Consider the following 20,262-nt stretch of genomic DNA (forward strand, 5'->3'; position numbering starts at 1 on the left):
GCCATGCCCGGCGGATCGGGGAGCGTTACAGCTCCTCGACCACCACGTTGCGGTTGGTATAGATGCAGATGTCGCCGGCGATGCCGATCGCTTCACTGGCGATGGTGCGCGCATCCAGTTCGGTGTGCGCCATCAGCGCGCGGGCGGCCGACAGTGCATAGGAACCACCGGAACCGATGGCGATGATGCCGTCCTCCGGCTCGATCACATCACCGGTGCCGCTGATGATCAGCGAGGTTTCCTTGTCGGCCACGGCCAGCAGGGCTTCGAGCTTGCCCAGACGGCGCTCGGTGCGCCAATCCTTGGCCAGCTCGACCGCAGCGCGCTGCAGCTGGCCGTGCTTTTCCAGCTTGGCCTCGAACAGCTCGAACAGGGTGAAGGCATCGGCGGCGGCACCGGCGAAGCCGGCCAGCACCTGGCCGTCACGGCCAAGGCGTCGCACCTTGCGCGCATTGCCCTTCATCACGGTGTGGCCCAGCGTGACCTGGCCGTCGCCGGCAATGGCCACGTGCTCGCCGCGACGGACGCAGACGATGGTGGTGGCGTGGAAAACGTTGGGATTCTGACTGGGGTCCATGCGGCCTCCGATAGCTGTTCCCGGGAGATGGGGACAGCGCCGGGTGCGATCAAGCCTGTGCGGATGGCTGCCGTTCAGCGCTTGGCGGCGCGCCATTGGCAGGCGGGCGCCTTTTCAACGAGCGCATCGCAATGCGCGCGGGCCCCGCCGCCCGAACGTTGAACGCCTGTCGTTCAACGTTTTGCCTGCGACGGCCGCTCCGGATTGGGCTCGATGCCCCAGGCAATGTACCAGTCCTCCCCCTGCGTCTCGATCGGATGCTGGGTCCGGCCGGAACCATTGCCGCAGGCCAGCGCGTCAGCCGCGCAGTAGCGGTCGCAGCCCCAGCAGATGCGCTCGGGATGCCTGGGGTGCAGCGGAATGGGCTTCGCCATGGCAGGCAGTTTCCTCGTGGCCTGCGGCCACGGTGCGCCGGTTGCATCCGCCCAGCCCTGATCCAGATCAAGGGCGGTCTATTCAGCCTTGTCGTCCTTGCTGCGACGCTTCGCACGTGGATGCGCGGCGTCGTAGACCTTGGCCAGATGCTGGAAATCGAGGTGGGTATAGATCTGCGTGGTGGCGATGTCGGCATGGCCGAGCAACTCCTGCACGCCGCGCAGGTCGCCGGAGGATTCCAGGATATGGCTGGCGAAACTATGCCGCAGCATGTGCGGATGCACGTGCTTGAACAGGCCCTGGCGCTGCGCCAGCTGGCGGATGCGGATCTGCACCGCGCGTTGGCTGATCGACCCGTTGCGACCGGGAAACACCGGCATTGCCGGGCCACCACCACTTTCCGCACGCCATGCCTGCAGCGCTTCGCGCGCTGGTCGGCCGAACGGCACCCGGCGCTGGCGATTGCCCTTGCCCATCACGTTGACCAGGCCGCTGGCAAAATCAAGATCGCGCCAGGTCAACGCACACACTTCGCTCAGGCGCAGGCCGGAGGAATAGAACAGTTCCAGCAACGCGCGATCACGACGGCCGAGTTCACCCTCGGGCTCCAGTTCAACCAGCTGCACGGCTTCATCGGCATCGAGCACCTGCGGCAGCCGACGTGGCGCGCGCGGCGCCTTCAGCGTCGCCGCCGGGTTGACCTCGATACGGTCGTGCTTGAGCAGCCAGGCGTAGAAGCTGCGGCAGGCAGACAAGCGGCGCTGCAGGCTCTTGGCCGACAGTCCGCGGCGGTGTTCATCGGCGACGAACTGACGCAGCGTTTCGGCATCGAGTGCTTCCACCACCACGCCCCGCGGCTCGGCCCACACCGACAGAGCGTCCAGGTCGCGGCGATAGGCATCAAGCGTATGCGCCGACATCCGCCGCTCCACCTGCAGGTGCTGCAGGAAGGCCTGTACCGCGCTCATCGTCGTGTCCTGCTCAGCCCGGGAAGCGCTTCAGGCCGGTGACCAGCGCATCGCCCATCATGCGCAGGAACAGCGTGCCCATGCCCGGGTAGAAGCGGTTCGGGTCATGGCTGCCGACCGCGATCAGGCCTACGCCCGGCAGTGGCAGCAATGCGGTGGTCTGCACTTCTTCGCTGCGTACGCCATACAGCACGGCGTTCTTTTCCGGCTGCAGGCGGCCACAGATCGGCTCGCCGTCCTTCAGGCAATCGCGGAACGGACCGAGCTGCGCATCATCGGCGGCGATCACCTGCAGCCAATCGGCCTGTTCCAGTCCCGCCACCGGCGTGTGCACCACCAACCGCACCAGGTCGCCGGCGAAGTCTTCCTGCAGCGAGGCGGCCATCGCACGCAGGGTGTCGGCGGCGTTGTCCTGCTTCATCAGCGCCAGGGTCAGCTGGTGCGTACGCACCGCCAGGCGCTCGTTGACCTGTGCGGTGGCGCCCAGATCGGCCAAGCGTCGCGCGAGCTCGCGGTTCTTCTCACGCAGCACTTCCAGCTGGTAGCTGGCCAGCGATGCGGTCGGGCCGTCATCGCGGGGCACCACCAGGGTCAGGGCCAGGTCCGGGAACTGCTTGAGGAAGCCGGGATGACGCCGCAACCAGGCAGCAACTTCGTGGGCCCCGAGCTTGTCGACGGTTTCGGTCATGCGATCCACTCCCCTTCGAAGACGAATGCAGTCGGGCCGGCCATTACCACCGGCTGGCCATCACCCGGCCACTGGATGCGGAGGTCACCACCGGGCAGGCTGATGCGCGCATCGCGCTGCAAGCGGCCACGCTGCATCAGGGTCACCGCAGCGGCACAGGCACCGCTGCCGCAGGCCAGGGTTTCGCCGACGCCGCGCTCGAACACGCGCAGGCGTGCATGCGCGGGGCTCATCACCTGGGCGAAGCCCACGTTCACCGAACGCGGGAACGACGCATGCTGCTGCAGCAGCGAACCGACGCGCTCGACCGGTGCGGCATCGATCAGGCCGACTTCAATCACCGCGTGCGGATTGCCCATCGACACTGCGGCAAAACGCACGGTCTCGCCCTGCAGCGGCAGCAGGTATTCCTCGCGCGGATGGGCGAAGCCCACCAGCGGCACGTTGGCCGGCTCGAACGCGGGCACGCCCATGGTCACCGCGTACTGGCCATCGCCCAGCACCTTCACTTCGTGGCTGGCCAGCGGGCTGTCGATGACGAACGCATCGCCCTGTGCACTGCCCTCGCGCACCAGCCAGGCGGCGATGCAGCGCGCACCGTTGCCGCACTGTTCGGAATTTGAACCATCGGCATTCCAGATCCGGTACGAAGCCACCGAGCCTTCCGCACGCGGCGCTTCGATGGTCAGGATCTGATCGCAGCCGACACCGGTGTGGCGATCGGCCAGACGCGCGGCCAGCTCGGGCGTAGGCGGCACGGTGCCGTCACGCAGGTCGATCACTACGAAATCATTGCCCGCGCCGTGCATCTTGCTGAAACGCAGCGCCTTGGAACCGGCCTCACTCATTCCCGCTGCCCACCTTCTTCGCGGGCGCAGGCGCCGGCTGGGTCGTCGGCGCGGCCGGGTCCACGGTCGTGGCCGGGGTGCCGGTGCCCTGGGTCTCCGCCGGAGTCGCTTCGTTGGCGGGCTCGGCAACCGGTTCGACCAGTTCTTCCACCGGCACCGGCTTCTGCGGCAGTACCAGCGGGCCCTTGTTGCCGCAGGCGGCGAGGAGCAGCAGCGAAGCCGCTGCCAGCGGAATCAGGATGGCGTTTCGATGGGGGATCTTCATGCCCCGAGTATAGCCATTGGCGGCTGAGCGGTTGGTGCAGGGTGCCGTGCCGCGCATCCGCCGGGCATGGCCCGGCGCCACCGCAACCGGGCCCCCTGGTAGCGCCGGATCATGCCCGGCGGGGGACGTTACTCGGGTGGCGGCAACGGCCGGGTCCACAACCAGATCGCCACCACGGTCATGCTTCCGATCGAGAACCACTTCACCCAGGCGATCGGCACGCACCACAGCATGATGCCGGCGCACACCGCCATGGTGACCGTGGCCATCCACTTGCCATAACGGCTGACCGCGCCATGCGCCTGCCAGTTGGCGATGGCCGGGCCGAAACGCGGGTGTTGCAGCAACCAGTTGTGCAGGCGCTCGGAACCGCGCGAAGCGGCCCAGGCCGAGATCAGGATGAATACGGTGGTCGGCAGGCCCGGCACGAAGATGCCGACGATGCCGGTGCCGAGGCTGACGTACGCCAGCAGCCACCAGGCCCAGCGGAAACGTACCGGCCGGACCGGCGCGGACGATGCTTTGGCAACGGGTGGGTCGGGCTGGCTCATCGCACAAGGATACCCAGAGCGGTGGCGGCGGCGATATCACCGCCGCCACCGTGCCTCATTCCGCCGCAGCGGCGCCGGCCGGGTCCTGGATACCCAGCTGCTGCAGCACGAAGGCGTATGACTCGGACAGCTCACGGTAGCGCTGGAAGCGCCCCGACTTGCCCCCGTGACCAGCTTCCATGTTGGTGCGGAACAGGATCGGAAGATGACCGGTGTTGTCGTCACGCAGCTTGGCCACCCACTTGGCCGGCTCCCAGTACTGCACCTGCGAATCCCACAGGCCGGTGCCCACGAACAGCGCCGGGTAGGCCTGCTTCTTCACGTTGTCATAGGGCGAGTAGGACAGCATGTAGTCGTAGTACGGCTTCTGCTCCGGGTTGCCCCACTCGTCGTATTCGTTGGTGGTCAGCGGAATGGTCGGGTCGAGCATGGTGGTGACCACGTCGACGAACGGCACCTGCGCCACCATCACCCGATAGTCCTGCGGCGCCTGGTTGGCCACCGCGCCCATCAGCAGGCCGCCGGCGCTGCCACCGGAGGCGGCCACGCGATCTTTCGCCGCCCATCCCTGTGCCACCAGGCCACGGGTGACGTCGATGAAATCGTTGAAGGTGTTCTGCTTGTGCAGCAGCTTGCCGTTCTCGTACCAGTCACGGCCCATTTCCTGGCCGCCGCGGATATGCGCAATGGCATACACCACGCCGCGATCGAGCAGGCTCACCGCGGTCTGGTTGAAGTACGGGTCCATCGACATGCCGTAGCTGCCGTAGGCGTACTGGAACAGCGCGCCCTTGCCATCCTTCTGGTAGCCCTTGCGGTAGACCAGCGACACCGGCACCTTGACCCCGTCGCGGGCGGTGATCCACACGCGGTCGGTTTCGTACTTCGATACGTCATAGCCGATCACCGGCTGCCGCTTCAGCTGACGGCGCTCGCCCGTGGCAGTGTTCAGCTCGAACACCGTGGTAGGGGTGGTCATCGAGGTGTAGACGTAACGCAACCACGGCGTATCGGCCTCGGTGTTGTCGCCCAGGCCCATCGAATACGCCGGCTCATCAGCCTTCACGTAATCGCTGCGGCCATCCTTGAACAGCAGGCGGATGCGCTCCAGGCCCTCGGAACGTTCGGCGATGGCGGTATAGCTGTCGAACAGCTCGAAGCCTTCGATGAACACCGCAGCGTCGTGCGCGATCCAGTCCTGCCACTGCGAGCGCGAGGTGGCATCGGTAGGCGCGGTGACCAGCTTGAAGTTCTTCGCACCGTCGTTGGTGCGGATCACCCAGCGGCCATCGTAGTGGTCAGCGTCATACTCGACATCGCGCTGGCGCGGCGCAAGCACGATGAAGGTGGTCGGATCACTGGCCGGCGCGTAGCGCTCCTCCGAGGACACGGTGCTGTGCACGCCGATGGTGATGAAGCGGTCGTCGCGGGTGCGGCCGATGCCCATGTAGAAACTGTCGTCCTTCTCTTCGTAGACGACGGTGTCGGCACTGGCCGGTGTGCCCAGCACGTGCTTCTTCACGCGCACGGTCAACAGCGTTTCCGGATCGTTCTCGACGTACAGCACGGTGCGGTTGTCGTCGGCCCAGACCAGATCACCGGAGCTGCCGCTGATCACATCGGGCAGCACCTGGCCGGTGCGCAGGTCCTTGAAGCGGATGGTGTACTGGCGGCGGCCGACGTCATCATCTGCCCAGGCCAACAGCTGGTTGTCCTGGCTGACCTCCATCGAGCCGACACTGAAGTAACCCTTGCCGGCGGCCAGTGCATTGACGTCGAGCAGGATCTCCTCGGGCGCTTCCATCGCACCCTTGCGGCGCGCATGGATGGGGTAGTCCTGGCCGGTCTCGTAGCGGCTGTAGTACCAGTAGCCGCGCTCACGCGCCGGCACACTGGAATCGTCCTGCTTGATGCGGCCGACGATCTCCTTGTACAGGGTGTCTTCCAGTGGCTTCAGCGGTGCCAGCAGCTGGTCGGCATAGGCATTCTCGGCCTGCAGGTAGGCCAGCATGTCCTTGTTCTCGCGTTTGTCGTCGCGCAGCCAGTAATAGTCATCGTTGCGGGTCGCGCCGAACGGCGCCTTGACCACGTGCGGATGCTTGGCGGCATCCGGCGGAACGGGCGGAGTGGCGGCGGTAGCGGTGGTGGTCATCAGGCTGGCAAGCAACAGGCAGAGGGTGGATTTCATGAGATAAGGCTCCTGGTGCATCAATGCAATGGTCTTCGACGGGGTCAGATCCCTTTTCCCGAAAAGGGATCTGACCCCAATCCCGGCCATGCGGCAACCCTGCGGATCGTCATGGATCGCGCGCGCCCCTCCTCCGGGTCAGAGCCCTTTTGCACGCAAAAGGGATCCGACCCCGGCACGCGGCGTACCATGGCTGCATGAGCACCCTGCCCCACACGCCGGGCTACAGCCGGCGCAGCCATGAGATCGCCCCGTTCCACGTGATGTCCCTGCTGGCCCGCGCACAGGCGCTGGAACAGGCCGGCCATGATGTGATCCACCTGGAGATCGGCGAACCGGACTTCACCACCGCCGAACCGGTCGTACGCGCCGGCCAGGCTGCGCTGGCCGCCGGCCACACCCGATATACCGCCGCGCGCGGCCTGCCGGCCCTGCGCCAGGCGATCAGTGGCTTCTATCGCAGCCACTATGGGCTGGACATCGATCCCGAACGCATCCTGGTCACGCCCGGCGGTTCCGGGGCGCTGCTGCTGGCCAGCAGCCTGCTGGTCGATCCCGGCCGCCACTGGCTGCTGGCCGACCCCGGCTACCCCTGCAACCGCCACTTCCTGCGCCTTGTGGAAGGCGGCGCGCAGCTGGTGCCGGTCGGCCCGGACACCGCATACCAGCTCACTCCCTCGCTGGTGGAACAGCACTGGAATGCCGACAGTGTCGGCGCGCTGGTGGCCTCACCCGCCAACCCGACCGGCACCGTGCTCTCCGCCGACGAACTGGCCGCACTATCGAAGGCCCTGCAGGCGCGTGGCGGCCACCTGGTGGTGGACGAGATCTATCACGGCCTGACCTACGGCCTGGACGCAGCCAGCGTGCTGCAGGTGGATGACAGCGCGTTCGTGCTGAACAGCTTCTCCAAATATTTCGGCATGACCGGCTGGCGGCTGGGTTGGCTGGTGGCGCCGCCGGCGGCGGTGCCGGACCTGGAGAAGCTGGCACAGAACCTGTACATCAGCGCCTCCAGCATCGCCCAGCACGCTGCGCTGGCCTGCTTCAGCGCGGAATCGATGGCGATCTTCGAGCAGCGCCGCGAAGCATTCCGCGAGCGTCGCGATTATCTGTTGCCCGCCCTGCGCGAGCTTGGTTTCCGCATCGAAGTGGAACCGCAGGGTGCGTTCTACCTGTACGCCGACGTCAGCGCGTTTACCGACGACGCGCAGGCGTTCTGTGCGCACTTCCTGGAAACCGAACACGTGGCGTTCACCCCGGGCCTGGATTTCGGCTTCCACCGCGCCAACCAGCACGTGCGGCTGGCCTACACCCAGGAAGTGCCGCGGTTGCAGGAAGCGGTGGCGCGGATCGCACGCGGGTTGAAGCGATTCCGGTAGCGCCGGGCCATGCCCGGCGGCATATTGCCGCGCTCCGCGCTCGCCGGGCATGGCCCGGCGCCACCCGATAACGAAAAACGCCGCCCTGGGGCGGCGTTTTCCGTTCTGCTTATTCCGTTCTGCTTACTTGCCGCCCAACCGCTCCCACAGGAAGCTGTAGGCCAGTGCAGCCATGTGCGCGGCCTGCGCATTGTTGGCCGCACCGCCGTGGCCACCTTCGATGTTCTCGTAGTAGGTCACGTCCTTGCCGGCGTCGATCATCTTCGCCGCCATCTTGCGGGCGTGGCCCGGATGCACGCGATCATCGCGGGTGGAGGTGGTGAACAGCACCGGCGGGTAGGTCTTCTTCGCATCGAACAGATGGTACGGCGAGAAGGTCTTGATGAACTCCCAGTCGCTGGTGTCCGGGTTGCCGTACTCGGCCATCCACGAGGCACCGGCCAGCAGGTGGCTGTAGCGCTTCATGTCCAGCAGCGGTACCTGCACCACCACCGCACCGAACAGCTCCGGGTACTGGGTGAGCATGTTGCCGGTGAGCAGGCCACCGTTGCTGCCGCCCTGCACGCCCAGGTGCTTGGCCGAGGTGATCTTGCGGGTGACCAGGTCCTGCGCCACGGCGGCCATGTCTTCATAAGCCTTGTGACGGTTCTGCTTCAGCGCCGCCTGGTGCCAGCGCGGGCCGTACTCACCACCGCCACGGATGTTGGCGACCACGTACACGCCGCCCTTTTCCAGCCAGGCGCGACCCATGCCACCGGAGTAGCTCGGGGTCAGCGAGATCTCGAAGCCACCGTAGCCGTACAGCAGGGTCGGGTTGGAACCGTCCAGCTTCATCGCCTTGTCGTGCACCACGAAGTACGGCACGCGGGTGCCGTCCTTGCTGGTGGCGAAGTGCTGTTCGATCACCTTGTCCTTGGCATCGAAGAAGGCCGGCATGGTCTTGAGCACTTCCGGCGCCTTCCCGATCTCGGCCAGTGCCAGCGTGGTCGGGGTCAGGTAGTCCGTGGCGGTCAGCCAGACGGCGTCGCTGTCGTTGCTGTCCACCGCGCCCACGGCCAGGGTGCCGAAGGCCGGCGCACCGACGAACTCACTCTTCTGCCAGCCGCTGGCACCCGGGGTCAGCACCGACAGGCGGTTCTTGACGTCGTCGAGCACGTTCAGCACCAGGTGGCTCTTGGTCCAGGTCGCACCGGCCAGCGAGGTGGTCGCGGTCGGGGTGAACAGGACTTCGAAATCACGCTTGCCGGCCAGGAAATCGTCGAACTTGGTCGCCAGCAGCGAGCCGGAGGCGTAGGTTTTGCCACCTACGGTCCAGGCGTCACGCAGCTCCAGGGTCAGCCACTGCTTGTGCAGGCCCTTCTCCGCCGAGTTCGGCGCGTCGATCTTGGTCAGCGTGCCATTGTCGGCACGCAGGTACAGCTCGTTGTTGTAGAAGGCCAGGGTGCGGCTGACCAGGTTGCGCTCGAAGCCCGGAGTGTCATCGTGCATCGCCGCGATGTACATGTCTTCCGGCTTGCCTTCGTACACCACGCTGGCCGAGGCCATCGGCGTACCACGCTTCCACAGCTTGGCCACGCGTGGGTAGCCGGAGGTGGTCATCGAGCCGGCACCGAAGTCGGTGTAGACGAATACGGTGTCGCGGTCGATCCAGTTCAGGCCGCCCTTCGATTCCGGACGGAAGAAGCCGTCCTTGATCCAGGACTTGTTGGACAGGTCGAACTCACGGGTGACATCGGCATCGGCGCCGCCGCGCGACAGCGCGATCAGGCAGCGGCTGTAGTCCGGGCGCAGGCAGTCGGCACCGTGCCAGACCCAGTTCTCGCCCTCGGCCTTGTTCAACGCGTCCAGGTCGAGCACGGTTTCCCACTGCGGCGAGGCCTTGCGGTATTCGGCCAGCGTGGTGCGCCGCCACAGGCCGCGCTCGTGCTGCTTGTCCTTCCAGAAGTTGTAGTAGTAGTCGCCGATCTTCTGCACGCCGGGGATCTTGGCATCGGAGTCGAGCACCTCACGGATGCTGGTCTCCATCTGCTTGAAGGCCGGGGTCTGCGCCAGGCGCCCTTCGGACTTGGCGTTCTGTTCCTTGACCCAGGACAGCGGCTTGTCGCCGGTGACGTCCTCCAGCCAGGCGTAGCGATCGGTTTCTTCAGCGGCCACGGCGGTCCCCACCGAGGCAGCGGTCATCATGCCGGCCAACAGGCAGGCGGAAGCGAGTCGTGACATTGCAGCTCCAGGCAGTCATAAGCCCAGGAACGCTAGCACGGAACGTCGCGGCCGCCCCCGTGTCGAAGGTCAGGCCGTGGCCGTCGAGCCGCGCCGGCCTCGAGGCGTCCCGCCGCTGCGACGTCGCGCCTGTCCACCGGTACGACGTGCCAGCCGCAACCACGACAGGCGTGGCAACGGGAAGCGCAGCAGTGCCCACCAGGCCACCAGCGGCATGCCCACCAGCCACATCGGCAGCCAGCCCAGCCAGGTGCTGCTGCCGCGCGCGGCCGGCCAGACCAGTACCAGCGCCAGGCCGGCCAGGGCCAACTGCTGCACGCTGCGCAGCAGGCGCGGGTCGGCACGCTCGAGGATGACGCGTTCAGTTGCAGGGCGAAGGGCGGAACGTGCGTTCATGGGGCTTCTCCGGTAGACAATGCAACACAGCTTGGGCAAGCCCCTTCTCACAGGTTGCGACACCATTGACGGATCGCGTGCACACAGTCGACCATGCGCGTGCAAGCCCACTGGAGCACGCTCCCGCATGACCTCGATCCGCCCGCTCTGCGCCGTGCTGCTGGCCCTGTCCCTGGCGGGCCCCGCCATGGCCGCCAGTGAGCCGCCGTCGCCCCGTGCCAGCGCAACGCGCGCTCCCGCCCTGGACGAACCGATCGACCTGAAGCGCTTCATGGGCACCTGGTACGTGATCGGCCGCGTACCGAACTTCATCGAACGCGGCCATGTCGCCAGCGTCAACCAGTACGAACTGCGCGACGAACACAAGGTCGGCATCACCTACCGCTACCGCGATGGCTTCGGCGAACCCCTGCAGGAAGTCCGCGCCCGCGCCAGCGTCGACCCGGACAGCGGCAACCATGGCTGGCGCACCTGGTTCTATCGCGTGGTGCCTACGCATTCGCGCGTGCTGGAAGTGGCCCCGGACTACTCATGGGCGCTGATCGGCTACCCGGGTCGCGAGATGGCCTGGATCTTCTCGCGCACTCCGGACATGGACAAAGCCCTGTACAAGGAGCTGGCCGAGCGCCTGCGTGACGAGTACGGCGTCAACACCGACAAGCTCAAGCGGGTGCCGCAGCACCCCGAGCAGGTCGGCAAGCTGGGCTACGAAGTGCCGAACGTGCGTTGAGGTGGCGCCGCCGGGCATGGCCCGGCGGACGAACCGATTATTTGCGGCTGTAATGCGTGACCAGGCGGTCGCCGAGCATCTGCAGCAGCTGCACCAGCACCAGCAATACCACCACGGTGACCAGGGCCACGTCGGTACGGTTGCGCTGGTAGCCTTCGCGAAGTGCCAGGTCGCCCAGGCCACCGGAACCAATCGCACCGCCCATTGCCGTGAACCCGACCAGCGCCACCGTGGTCACGGTCGCGGCTGCAATCAGGCCCGGGCGAGCTTCGGGCAACAGTACCCGGCTGACCAGTTGCCAGGTGGTGGCGCCCATCGCCTGTGCCGCCTCGACCACACCGCGGTCTACTTCACGCAGAGCAGTCTCGACCAGCCGCGCGTAGAACGGTGCCGCACCGATGACCAGTGCGGGCAGCGTGCCGAGCACACCGATCGACTGGCCCATCAGCCACAGCGACACCGGGATCAGCACCACCATCAGGATGATGAACGGTACCGAGCGCAGCAGGTTCACCACCAACGCCAGCACGCCGTAGGCGAAGGGCCGGCGCTTCAGCTGCGGCGCCCCGAACACGTACAACAACACGCCCATCGGCAAACCAATGGCCAGAGTCAGTGGCAGCGAACCGGCCATCATCAGCAGCGTCTCGATGGTCGCCTTGCCGATATCCACCCATTTGTCCGCATCCAGGTGGCGGAAGAAACCTTCAGCAGTGGCGGCGATCATCGACGCAGTTCCTCAACGTGCACGCCGGCGGCCACGAATGCGGCCTGCGCGGCGGACTGGTCACCGCCCACCAGGGCGACCACCAGCTGGCCATACGGGGTGTCCTTGATCCGATCGATGCGGCCGGACAAGATGTTGTAATCGACCCCAGTCTGGCGGGCGACGCTGCCGAGCAGGGGTTCATAGGTGTCGCCGCCGAGGAAGGTCAGGCGCACGATGCGACCGACGACGACGTCGAAATCGCGGTGCAGCGCGCCTTCATCCACGTGCTCCGATTCGCTGACGAAACGGCGCGTGGTCGGATGCTTCGGGTGCAGGAACACCCGAGTGACCGGGCCGGTCTCGACCATCTGGCCGGCATCAAGCACAGCGACGCGGTCGCAGACGCGGCGGATCACGTCCATCTCGTGGGTGATCAGCACGATGGTGAGGCCCAGCTCGCGGTTGATCTTCGACAGCAGTGACAACACCGAGGCGGTGGTCTGCGGGTCGAGCGCACTGGTCGCCTCGTCGCACAGCAGGATCTGCGGGCGGGTCGCCAGCGCACGGGCGATGCCGACGCGCTGCTTCTGGCCACCGGACAACTGGGCCGGGTATTTCTGCGCATGCGCTTCCAGGCCGACGGTCTGCAGCAGCTCGGCCACGCGCGCGTCGATCTCCGTCTTCGGCGTACCGGCCAGCTCCAGCGGGAAGGCGACGTTGCCCGCCACCGTGCGCGAAGACAGCAGGTTGAAGTGCTGGAAGATCATGCCGATGCGCCGACGCAGCGCGCGCAGGCCGTTCGGGTCCAGCGCGGTGACATCCTCGCCGCCGATCAACAGCCGTCCACCGCTGGGCTCTTCCAGGCGGTTGATCATGCGGATCAGGGTCGACTTGCCGGCGCCGGAATGGCCGATGATGCCGAACACCTCACCGGCCTCGATGGTCAGGTCCAGCGGTTGCAGCGCGCTGACTTCGCGGCCGGCAACGGCATAGGATTTGTGCAGGCGCTGGAACTCGATCACGGGCGTGACTCACCGGCTGGGTGGGGGAAGGGGGCGTGCAGCCTACCAGCGTGGGGGCTTGCGCGCCCGCGCCATGGGCCAGAATGTTATTCCTTTTGGTTCTAAGTCACCCAAACCGGAGCGTTGGCTGGGGTCAGAGCCCCTGCGGGATCCGACCCCGGGGCCGGATCCCCGCAGGGGCTCTAACCCCATTCCCCGGCCCAACCGACTCAGGGATGATCCAGCGGCTTCGGCGGCTCCTGCCGGTTCACCCGCTCGCGGTGCAGCAGGTACAGGCCGGAGGCGACAATGATCGCCGCTCCCACCCAGGTATAGCCATCCGGCAGCTGGCCCCAGAAGGCCAGATCCCAGCCGATCACCCAGACCAGGCCGCTGTACTCCAGCGGCGCGATCATCGAGGCCTCGCCCAGCTGGAACGCCTTGGTCAGGGCAATCTGGCCCAGCGCTCCGGCCAGCCCCATACCGGCGATCAGCGGCGCATGCGCCAGCTGCAGCGGCACCCAGCCCGGAATCGCCAGCAGGCCGGCGCCGATGGCCATGATCACCAGGAACCAGACCACCATCGACTGCGAGGTATCGGTGCGGGTCAGCAGGCTGACCGTGATCGCGGCGATGGCATAGGCGGTGGCCGCCGCCAGCACCATCAACCCTGGCACCGAGATGAAGCCGTCCACGCCCGGCCGCAGTACCACCAGCACGCCGATCAGGCCGATGCCGATGGCCACCCAGCGCCGAGGGCCCACCCGTTCACCCAGCAGCGGCACCGACAACGCAGCGATCAGCAGCGGGGCGACAAAATAGATGGTGTAGGCGGTGGACAGCGGCAGATCGCGCAGGGCGAACACGAAGCAGCCGATCATCGCCATGCCCAGCGCGCCACGCAGCAGGTGCAACCCCCAGCGACGCGGGATCAGCGAGCGCGGGCCGGCGCTGACCAGTACCCAGACCAGCACGAACGGCAGCGAGGCCGCGCCACGCAGGAAGGTCACTTCCAGGGTGGGATAGCTGGCCGACAGCTGTTTCATGCCAGCGTCCATCAGCGAGAAACAGGCGACCGCCGCAACCATCCAGGTCACCGCGCGCGAGGGAGAGCGTTGCAGGTTCATGGCCCATTATCGCCCGCCTGTTGCTCTTATGTAGCGCCGAGCCAAGCCTGGCTGGCCGTCTTGTAGAGTCCAGCCATGCTCGGCTGCTCTTCACAAAGCAGCCGAGTATGGCTACAGAAAGCGGGCATGCAGGCCGGCGCGATAGAATGGCCGCCACTGAATTCTGCGGAGTACCGCCCATGCCTTCCTTCGACGTCGTGTCCGAAGTCGACACCCACGAGCTGACCAACGCCATCGACCAGGCCAACCGCGAGCTCGCCACCCGCTTCGATTTCAAGGGCGTGGATGCCAAGTTCGAACGCGATGGCGATGTCATCAACCAGACTGCGCCGACCGAGTTCCAGCTCAAGCAGATGAACGACATCCTGCGTGCACGCCTGGCCGCGCGCGGCATCGACGTGCTCAGCCTGGAATTCGGCGATATCGAAACCAACCTGGCGCAGGCCCGGCAGAAGATCACCGTCAAGCAGGGCATCGAGCAGAAGATCGCCAAGAAGATCGCCGCGGCACTGAAGGATGCCAAGCTGAAGGTGGAGAGCCAGATCAACGGCGACAAGCTGCGCGTGCAGGGCAAGAAGCGCGACGACCTGCAGGACGCCATCGCCGTGCTGAAGGCCGGCAAGTTCGAGCTGCCGCTGCAGTTCAACAACTTCCGCGACTGATGGATGCCGCCGGGCCATGCCCGGCGACCTTCCGGTCAATCGCGCAGCAGCTTGTACAGCGTGGTGCGCGAGATACCCAGCTGGCGTGCGGCCAGACTGAGATTGCCGTCTGCGGCCTGTGCCGCACGCCGTGCCGCCTCTCGTTGCTGGTCACGCAGCTGCGGCGCACCCGGGTTTGTCGGCGCACTCCGCCGCGCGCCGCGCCGCAATGCACCTCGCGGTGCCTGCAGATGCTGCAGGTAGACCGCACTGCCCTCGCCCAGACGGACCCGATGCGGCGCACCCGGTTGCAGCAGGCTACGCCGTTGCGCCGCACTGGCACCGGCAAACAGCGTCTCCAGACTCAGCAACGGCAGCGGCCCGCGCCGTGGCAGACCCAACAGGCGCCTTGCAACGCGGTTGGCCGCGCGCAGCTGGCCGTCCTCCTGCACCGCCAGCAGCCCCTGCAGCGGCGACGCCAGCCAGCGTGGATCATGCTGCACGGCCAGCAGGTGCACGTCGGTGAGGGCATGGAACAGGCGGTTCTCGCTGGCCAGTGCCGCCTGCCGGAAATAGCCCTGCAGCAAGGACGGATCGCGCTCACCCAGGCCGGTGATGTCGATCACCCCGAAGACCTTGCCGTCGAGATCGTGCAGCGGCTCGCTGAGGCAGAACACCGGGGCGAAACGCTGCAGGTAGTGCTCGTTGCCACGCACCAGCGCCGGCAGGTCGTCGGCCAGGCTGACCGCCGGTGCCGTGGTGCCGATTTCGCTCTCGCCCAGCCGTCGGCCAACCTGGATCGGCCTTAACAGGGGCGCGTCTTCCAGGCCATGCGCCTGCTGCGCGACCACCATGCCGTCGCGGTTGGCGCAGAACATCGTCCAGCCACGCCCACCGAAGGCCGCCCAGAGTTGTTGCAGCTCCGGCTGCACGCAGCGCGCCAGGCGTCTGTCATCGGGATGGGACAGATGGCGGCCATCGCCCAGCAGCGGCCGGTAGTCCGGCTCCTGCCCCGGCTGCAGACCGGCCGCACGTGAGCGCTGCCACGACTGCTGCAGCGGCAAGGGCAGGAGGCCCAATGACCGCGCATCCCCCTCGGCGAAGGCCGCCCGGGCGGCCACCAACTGTTGTTGTCCCAGTGCGGAAGCCATCATGGAGGCAGAGTACACCCGCGTTCGCCATGCCCGTGTTACGCCACGGCAACGGAACGTTTCCGCCAGGGATTCCTTACCCAATCAATCAAGGGGTCGGAGCCGCTTTCCGGAGGAAATCGGCTCCGACCCCATCGCATGTCCAACAGATCGCGGAGACCTGTCCAAGGCGGGGGGCCGCACCCAGCCGTGCCCCCCTGCACTTACGCCGCGATGCGCAGGATCGGCTTCAACGTGATGCCACGGGTGCTGTCTTCGGCGGCCTGGTTGATCTGTTCCAGCGGATAGAACTTCACCAGCTTGTCGAACGGGAAACGGCCCTGCTGGAACAGCGTCACCAGCTGCGGAATGAACACCTGCGGCACGCTGTCACCCTCGACGATGCCGCGGATGCTGCGACCGCCGAGCAGCAGGTTGTTCACATCGAAACTGGCGGTGGTGCCCAGCTTCGGCGCACCGACCACGCCCATCATGCCAAGCCCGCCGAGCGCTTCGATGCCGGCGGAGAGCACTTCCGGGCGACCGGTCGATTCCAGCGCAAAATCAGCGCCGCCGCCGGTGATCGCACGCACGGCCTCGACCACATCGGTCTCGCGGCTGTTGATCACGTGGGTGGCCCCCAGCTCCAGCGCCAATTCCAGGCGCGACGGCACCACATCGATGGCGATGATGGTGGTGGCGCCAGCCACCTTGGCCGCCATCACCGCGCTCAGGCCGACTGCACCGGCACCGTAACTGGCGAAGCTGCTGCCGGACCGCACCTGCAGCGAGTTGAGCACCGCGCCCGCGCCGGTCTGGATGCCACAGCCCAACGGGCCGAGCAGTTCCAGCGGTGCATCGTCCGGCACCTTGATTGCATTGATCTCGCGTGCGAGTGCGTAGGTGGCGAACGAGGACTGTGCGAAGAAGTGGTCGTGCAACGACTGGCCCTGCGCATCGGTGATCGCGGTATGGCCGTGACCATCGTCGCCACCGAAGTTGAGCGCAAAGAAATCGCGGCAATACGCGCCGTGGCCGCCACGGCAGGGATTGCAGTGGCCACAGGCACCGTAGGTCAGCACCACATGATCGCCGGCCTTCAGTTCCTTGACGTTGGGCCCGACCGCTTCAACGATGCCGGCGCCTTCATGGCCAAGCACCGCCGGCAACGGCACCGGATAGTACTGGTCGCGCACGATCAGGTCGGTATGGCACAGGCCCGTGGCCACCACCTTCACCAGCACTTCGTCGTCCTGTGGGCCGCGCAGCGTGGCCTGCTCGATGACGAAAGGTTGTTCCTTGCCGCGTACCACGGCGGCGGTGATCTCACGGGTTGCAGTGTCAATGTTCATACGTGGATCCTCCTGGATCAGATCGGATAGGCGGGCGCTTCGCCCTTGACGGTCAGCCACTGCCACTGGGTGAATTCTTCGCCGTTGGCCGGGCCACCGATACTGGTGCCGTTGCCGGATGCGCCGACGCCACCGAAAGGATTGATCACCTCGTCGTTCACGGTCTGATCGTTGATGTGCAGCAGGCCGGTGCGCAGGCGTTCGCCGATCTTCAGCGCGCGGCCGACATTGCTGGAAATGATCGCCATCGACAGTCCGTACTCGCTGTCGTTGGCCAAACGCACGGCTTCGTCGTCATCGTCGAACGGCACCACCACCGCCACCGGCGCGAAGATTTCTTCGTTGAATGCCGGATTGTCGGCCGCGACGTTGCCAAGCACGGTCGGTGCGAAGAACAGGTCCCGGTGCGTACCGCCCGCTTCCAGCGTGGCGCCGGCCTGTACCGCCTGCTCGACCACGCGCACGGCGTGGTCGCGCTGGCCGGCGTTGATCAGCGGGCCTATCGCTACGTCCTCGCGTGCAGGATCGCCCACCTTCAGCGCGTTGGCCTTCGCCACCAGCTTCTGCAGGAACGCGGCGTGGATCTTCCGGTGCACCAGCACGCGGCCGGTCGCCATGCAGATCTGGCCCTGGTGCAGGTAGACACCCCACGCAGTGTTGGCCACCGCCAGATCGAGGTCGGCATCGTCGAGAATGATCAGCGAATTCTTGCCCCCCAGCTCCAGCGAGACCTTTTTCAGGTGCTTGCCCGCGGCCTCGCCCACCTTGCGCCCGGCCGCCGTGGAGCCTGTGAACTGGATCATCGCCACGTTCGGATCGCTGGTCAGTGCAGCACCGGCCGCACCGTCACCCGGCAGCATGTGCAGCACGCCCGCCGGGAGGTCGGCCTGCTCGAACAAACGCGCGATCACCGCGCCACCACACACCGCCGTGCGCGGATCGGGCTTGAGTACCACTGCATTGCCGAGTGCAATCGCCGGGGCCACCGCGCGCATCGCCAGGTACAGCGGGAAATTGAACGGCGAAATGATCCCCACCACGCCCAGCGGCCGGCGCCGTGCCAGGTTCAGCCGCCCCGGTTCAGAGGGCAGGATCTCGCCCACGCTGCGCGACGGCAGTGCGGCGGCCTCCTGCAGCGCCTTGATCGTCACCTTGGCCTCGAAGCCAGCCTTGAGGCGGGTCGAGCCGCTTTCGCGGACCAGCCAGTCGATGAGGGTATCGATGTTCTCCTCGGCCAGCCGCGCAGCCTTGCGCAACACCTCGGCGCGCTGTTCGTACGGTGCGGCGGCCCACGCCTGTTGTGCCTGCGCGGCGGTGGCCGCCGAACGCGCCACCTGCGCCGGGTCCGCCAGACCGATCTCGCCGAGCGACTGGCCGGTAGCCGGTTCGATCACCGGGTGCCGTTGCGGGGCAGCCTGCCAGTGGCCATCAAAGAAGGCGCCGGCCCAGAGGGTGTCCGGCAGCCACGGGGAAGATGCAGTCATGGGTGTCCTCCTGTGTCGTGCATCCATTCCACGCCCGTCGCCCCGGGCTGGCAATCGGCCATCCATCGGTAGCGCGCAACGGTTTGAATCTTCAGGGATTTCCAGCTTCGCCACTGTCCAGTTCCTGCACAGTGGACAGCGCAGCACCGGCACACTGCCTACAATGGCGGCCCCGCCAGCCACGTGCCCGCCATGACCGATTCCCACCTGCCCACCGATGACCCGATCGCCGCCACCCGCCTGTGGCTGGAGCGCATCGTCATCGGCCTGAACCTGTGCCCGTTCGCCAAGGCGGTGTACGTGAAGGACCAGGTCCGCATCGTGCTCAGCGATGCGACCACGCCGGAAGCCCTGGTTGAACAGCTGGCCGAGGAGCTGGTGCTGCTGCGCGATACCCCGGCCGAGCAGATCGACACCACCCTGATCGTGCATCCGCAGGTGTTGACCGACTTCCTCGACTACAACGATTTCCTCGACAACGCCGACGCGGCCATCGAAGCGCTGGACCTGCAGGGCATCCTGCAGGTGGCCAGCTTCCACCCGGACTACCAGTTCGATGGCGTGGCCGCAGACGACGCCAGCAACTACACCAATCGCGCGCCCTTCCCCACCCTGCACCTGCTGCGCGAAGACAGCGTGGCACGCGCGGTGGATGTCTATCCGGACCCGGACGTGATCGTCGAGCGCAACATCCAGACCCTGGACCGCATCGGTGTGGACGGCTGGCACCGCCGCCTGCGCGGCGAAGACCTGACGTGAGCACGGTGCCGCCGATTGCCGCATGGCCGGCCGCGCCACTGTCGGGCAAGGTCGTGCTGGTCACCGGCGGCGCCAACGGCATCGGCCGTGGTATTGCCCAGGCCGTGCTCGGTGCCGGTGGACGCGTGCTGATCGGCGATCTGGACGCCGAGGCTGGCGAAGCGTGCCTGGCGGAATGGCGGCGCGGCGACGATGCCGCGTTCCAACCGTTGGACATCACCGATGAAGCCAGCGTGCGCGCTTTCATCGCCGTAGCCCTGCAGCATTTCGGTCGCATCGATGGGCTGGTCAACAACGCGGGCATCGCTGGACCGCACGGCACGTTGCTGCAGGACATGGACTGGAACGAATGGCAGCGCCGTCTGTCCTCGCTACATGGTGCATTCCTGTGCAGCAAGCATGCGCTGCCGGCACTCTCGGCGAATGCTGCCGGCGCGATCATCAACATCGCCTCGACCCGCGCGTGGCAATCCGAATCACACAGCGAAGCCTATGCCGCAGCCAAGGGTGGACTGGTCGCCTTCACCCACGCGCTGGCGATCAGCAGCGGGCCGGCGGTGCGGGTGAACAGCATCAGCCCCGGCTGGATCGGCACCACTGCGTGGCAGGCACCCTCACGGCGCCACGCGCCGGAATACTCAGCCATCGACCATGCGCAACACCCGGTGGGCCGGGTCGGCCGCCCCGAAGACATCGGTGCACTGGCGGTGTACCTGCTGTCGTCGCTGTCCGGTTTCACCACCGGCCAGGACTTCATCGTGGACGGCGGCATGACCCGGAAGATGATCTACGCCGAATGATCCCAAGGCGCGACGCCCGGTAGAGGCCAACCTTGGTTGGCCTGGGCTTTTCGCCAACCAAGGTTGGCGCC

21 protein-coding genes are annotated in these 20,262 nt (G+C 66.7%); 5 read left to right on the forward strand and 16 right to left on the reverse strand.

Annotated features, from left to right (window positions below; genetic code table 11):
- Positions 1–25 precede the first annotated feature (25 nt).
- From hslV to ACZK2G_RS18730, 8 genes are all read right to left on the reverse strand, one after another.
- Positions 26–577 carry an ATP-dependent protease subunit HslV gene (hslV, locus tag ACZK2G_RS18695; protein WP_005411093.1) on the reverse strand — a complete coding sequence of 184 codons (552 nt, stop codon included), beginning with the start codon at positions 575–577 and terminating at the stop codon, positions 26–28.
- A gap of 173 nt (positions 578–750) precedes the next feature.
- Positions 751–951, reverse strand: a complete 201-nt coding sequence (locus ACZK2G_RS18700) for a DUF3079 domain-containing protein (protein WP_046985006.1) — start codon at positions 949–951, stop codon at positions 751–753.
- 78 nt (positions 952–1,029) lie between these two features.
- Entirely contained in the window at positions 1,030–1,920 is an 891-nt protein-coding gene (xerC, locus tag ACZK2G_RS18705) for a tyrosine recombinase XerC (RefSeq protein ID WP_046985005.1), read from the reverse strand.
- A gap of 13 nt (positions 1,921–1,933) precedes the next feature.
- Complete coding sequence (locus ACZK2G_RS18710; RefSeq protein ID WP_006393359.1) at positions 1,934–2,608, reverse strand: DUF484 family protein; 675 nt, start codon at positions 2,606–2,608, stop codon at positions 1,934–1,936.
- Positions 2,605–3,456 carry a diaminopimelate epimerase gene (gene dapF / locus ACZK2G_RS18715; protein WP_046985004.1) on the reverse strand — a complete coding sequence of 284 codons (852 nt, stop codon included), beginning with the start codon at positions 3,454–3,456 and terminating at the stop codon, positions 2,605–2,607. Before dapF ends, ACZK2G_RS18710 begins: the two co-directional genes overlap by 4 nt.
- Entirely contained in the window at positions 3,449–3,721 is a 273-nt protein-coding gene (lptM, locus tag ACZK2G_RS18720) for an LPS translocon maturation chaperone LptM (RefSeq protein WP_012512147.1), read from the reverse strand. Before lptM ends, dapF begins: the two co-directional genes overlap by 8 nt.
- A gap of 128 nt (positions 3,722–3,849) precedes the next feature.
- Complete coding sequence (locus ACZK2G_RS18725) at positions 3,850–4,272, reverse strand: YbaN family protein (RefSeq protein WP_046985003.1); 423 nt, start codon at positions 4,270–4,272, stop codon at positions 3,850–3,852.
- A 55-nt stretch (positions 4,273–4,327) separates the two neighbouring features.
- Positions 4,328–6,460 carry a S9 family peptidase gene (locus ACZK2G_RS18730; protein ID WP_295382046.1) on the reverse strand — a complete coding sequence of 711 codons (2,133 nt, stop codon included), beginning with the start codon at positions 6,458–6,460 and terminating at the stop codon, positions 4,328–4,330.
- Positions 6,461–6,657: 197 nt separating this feature from the next.
- Here ACZK2G_RS18730 and ACZK2G_RS18735 point away from each other — a divergent pair, with 197 nt between their 5' ends.
- Complete coding sequence (locus ACZK2G_RS18735) at positions 6,658–7,842, forward strand: pyridoxal phosphate-dependent aminotransferase (protein WP_046985001.1); 1,185 nt, start codon at positions 6,658–6,660, stop codon at positions 7,840–7,842.
- 123 nt (positions 7,843–7,965) lie between these two features.
- Here ACZK2G_RS18735 and ACZK2G_RS18740 read toward each other — a convergent pair whose 3' ends face one another.
- Both ACZK2G_RS18740 and ACZK2G_RS18745 read right to left on the reverse strand, forming a co-directional pair.
- Entirely contained in the window at positions 7,966–10,062 is a 2,097-nt protein-coding gene (locus ACZK2G_RS18740) for a prolyl oligopeptidase family serine peptidase (protein ID WP_478474084.1), read from the reverse strand.
- Between the two features lie 69 nt (positions 10,063–10,131).
- Positions 10,132–10,458, reverse strand: coding sequence for a hypothetical protein (locus ACZK2G_RS18745; protein WP_136639039.1), 327 nt, complete (start codon positions 10,456–10,458; stop codon positions 10,132–10,134).
- A gap of 127 nt (positions 10,459–10,585) precedes the next feature.
- On the opposite strand from ACZK2G_RS18745, the gene ACZK2G_RS18750 reads away from it, so the two are divergent.
- The gene (locus ACZK2G_RS18750; RefSeq protein WP_046984998.1) at positions 10,586–11,188 is read left to right on the forward strand and encodes a lipocalin family protein; all 603 of its coding nucleotides are present in this window, start codon (positions 10,586–10,588) and stop codon (positions 11,186–11,188) included.
- Positions 11,189–11,225: 37 nt separating this feature from the next.
- Here ACZK2G_RS18750 and ACZK2G_RS18755 read toward each other — a convergent pair whose 3' ends face one another.
- The 3 genes from ACZK2G_RS18755 to ACZK2G_RS18765 form a co-directional block, all read right to left on the reverse strand.
- The gene (locus ACZK2G_RS18755) at positions 11,226–11,915 is read right to left on the reverse strand and encodes a methionine ABC transporter permease (RefSeq protein ID WP_046984997.1); all 690 of its coding nucleotides are present in this window, start codon (positions 11,913–11,915) and stop codon (positions 11,226–11,228) included.
- A complete protein-coding gene (locus tag ACZK2G_RS18760) occupies positions 11,912–12,919 on the reverse strand; it encodes a methionine ABC transporter ATP-binding protein (RefSeq protein WP_478474086.1) in 1,008 nt (335 codons plus the stop codon). The genes ACZK2G_RS18755 and ACZK2G_RS18760 overlap by 4 nt, the downstream gene beginning before the upstream one ends.
- A 209-nt stretch (positions 12,920–13,128) precedes the next feature.
- Positions 13,129–14,025, reverse strand: a complete 897-nt coding sequence (locus ACZK2G_RS18765) for a DMT family transporter (RefSeq protein WP_012512153.1) — start codon at positions 14,023–14,025, stop codon at positions 13,129–13,131.
- Between the two features lie 179 nt (positions 14,026–14,204).
- On the opposite strand from ACZK2G_RS18765, the gene ACZK2G_RS18770 reads away from it, so the two are divergent.
- The gene (locus ACZK2G_RS18770; RefSeq protein WP_006471121.1) at positions 14,205–14,687 is read left to right on the forward strand and encodes a YajQ family cyclic di-GMP-binding protein; all 483 of its coding nucleotides are present in this window, start codon (positions 14,205–14,207) and stop codon (positions 14,685–14,687) included.
- A gap of 35 nt (positions 14,688–14,722) precedes the next feature.
- On the opposite strand, the gene ACZK2G_RS18775 is transcribed toward ACZK2G_RS18770, so the two are convergent.
- The 3 genes from ACZK2G_RS18775 to ACZK2G_RS18785 all read right to left on the reverse strand — a co-directional run bounded on the left by ACZK2G_RS18775 (position 14,723) and on the right by ACZK2G_RS18785 (position 18,632).
- Complete coding sequence (locus ACZK2G_RS18775) at positions 14,723–15,820, reverse strand: helix-turn-helix domain-containing protein (protein ID WP_478474088.1); 1,098 nt, start codon at positions 15,818–15,820, stop codon at positions 14,723–14,725.
- Between the two features lie 200 nt (positions 15,821–16,020).
- Positions 16,021–17,148, reverse strand: coding sequence for an NAD(P)-dependent alcohol dehydrogenase (locus tag ACZK2G_RS18780; protein ID WP_006393723.1), 1,128 nt, complete (start codon positions 17,146–17,148; stop codon positions 16,021–16,023).
- Positions 17,149–17,165: 17 nt separating this feature from the next.
- A complete protein-coding gene (locus tag ACZK2G_RS18785) occupies positions 17,166–18,632 on the reverse strand; it encodes a benzaldehyde dehydrogenase (protein ID WP_478474090.1) in 1,467 nt (488 codons plus the stop codon).
- Between the two features lie 192 nt (positions 18,633–18,824).
- Between ACZK2G_RS18785 and ACZK2G_RS18790 the strand changes: the two genes are divergently transcribed.
- Together ACZK2G_RS18790 and ACZK2G_RS18795 are read left to right on the forward strand one after the other, a co-directional pair.
- The gene (locus ACZK2G_RS18790) at positions 18,825–19,391 is read left to right on the forward strand and encodes a DUF1415 domain-containing protein (protein WP_032129027.1); all 567 of its coding nucleotides are present in this window, start codon (positions 18,825–18,827) and stop codon (positions 19,389–19,391) included.
- Positions 19,388–20,191 (forward strand): SDR family oxidoreductase, encoded by an 804-nt coding sequence (locus ACZK2G_RS18795; protein WP_046984992.1) that lies wholly within the window; start codon positions 19,388–19,390, stop codon positions 20,189–20,191. The genes ACZK2G_RS18790 and ACZK2G_RS18795 overlap by 4 nt, the downstream gene beginning before the upstream one ends.
- The last annotated feature ends 71 nt before the right edge of the window (positions 20,192–20,262 follow it).

It is taken from the genome of Stenotrophomonas sp. 107298_Sma (genome assembly GCF_056480345.1).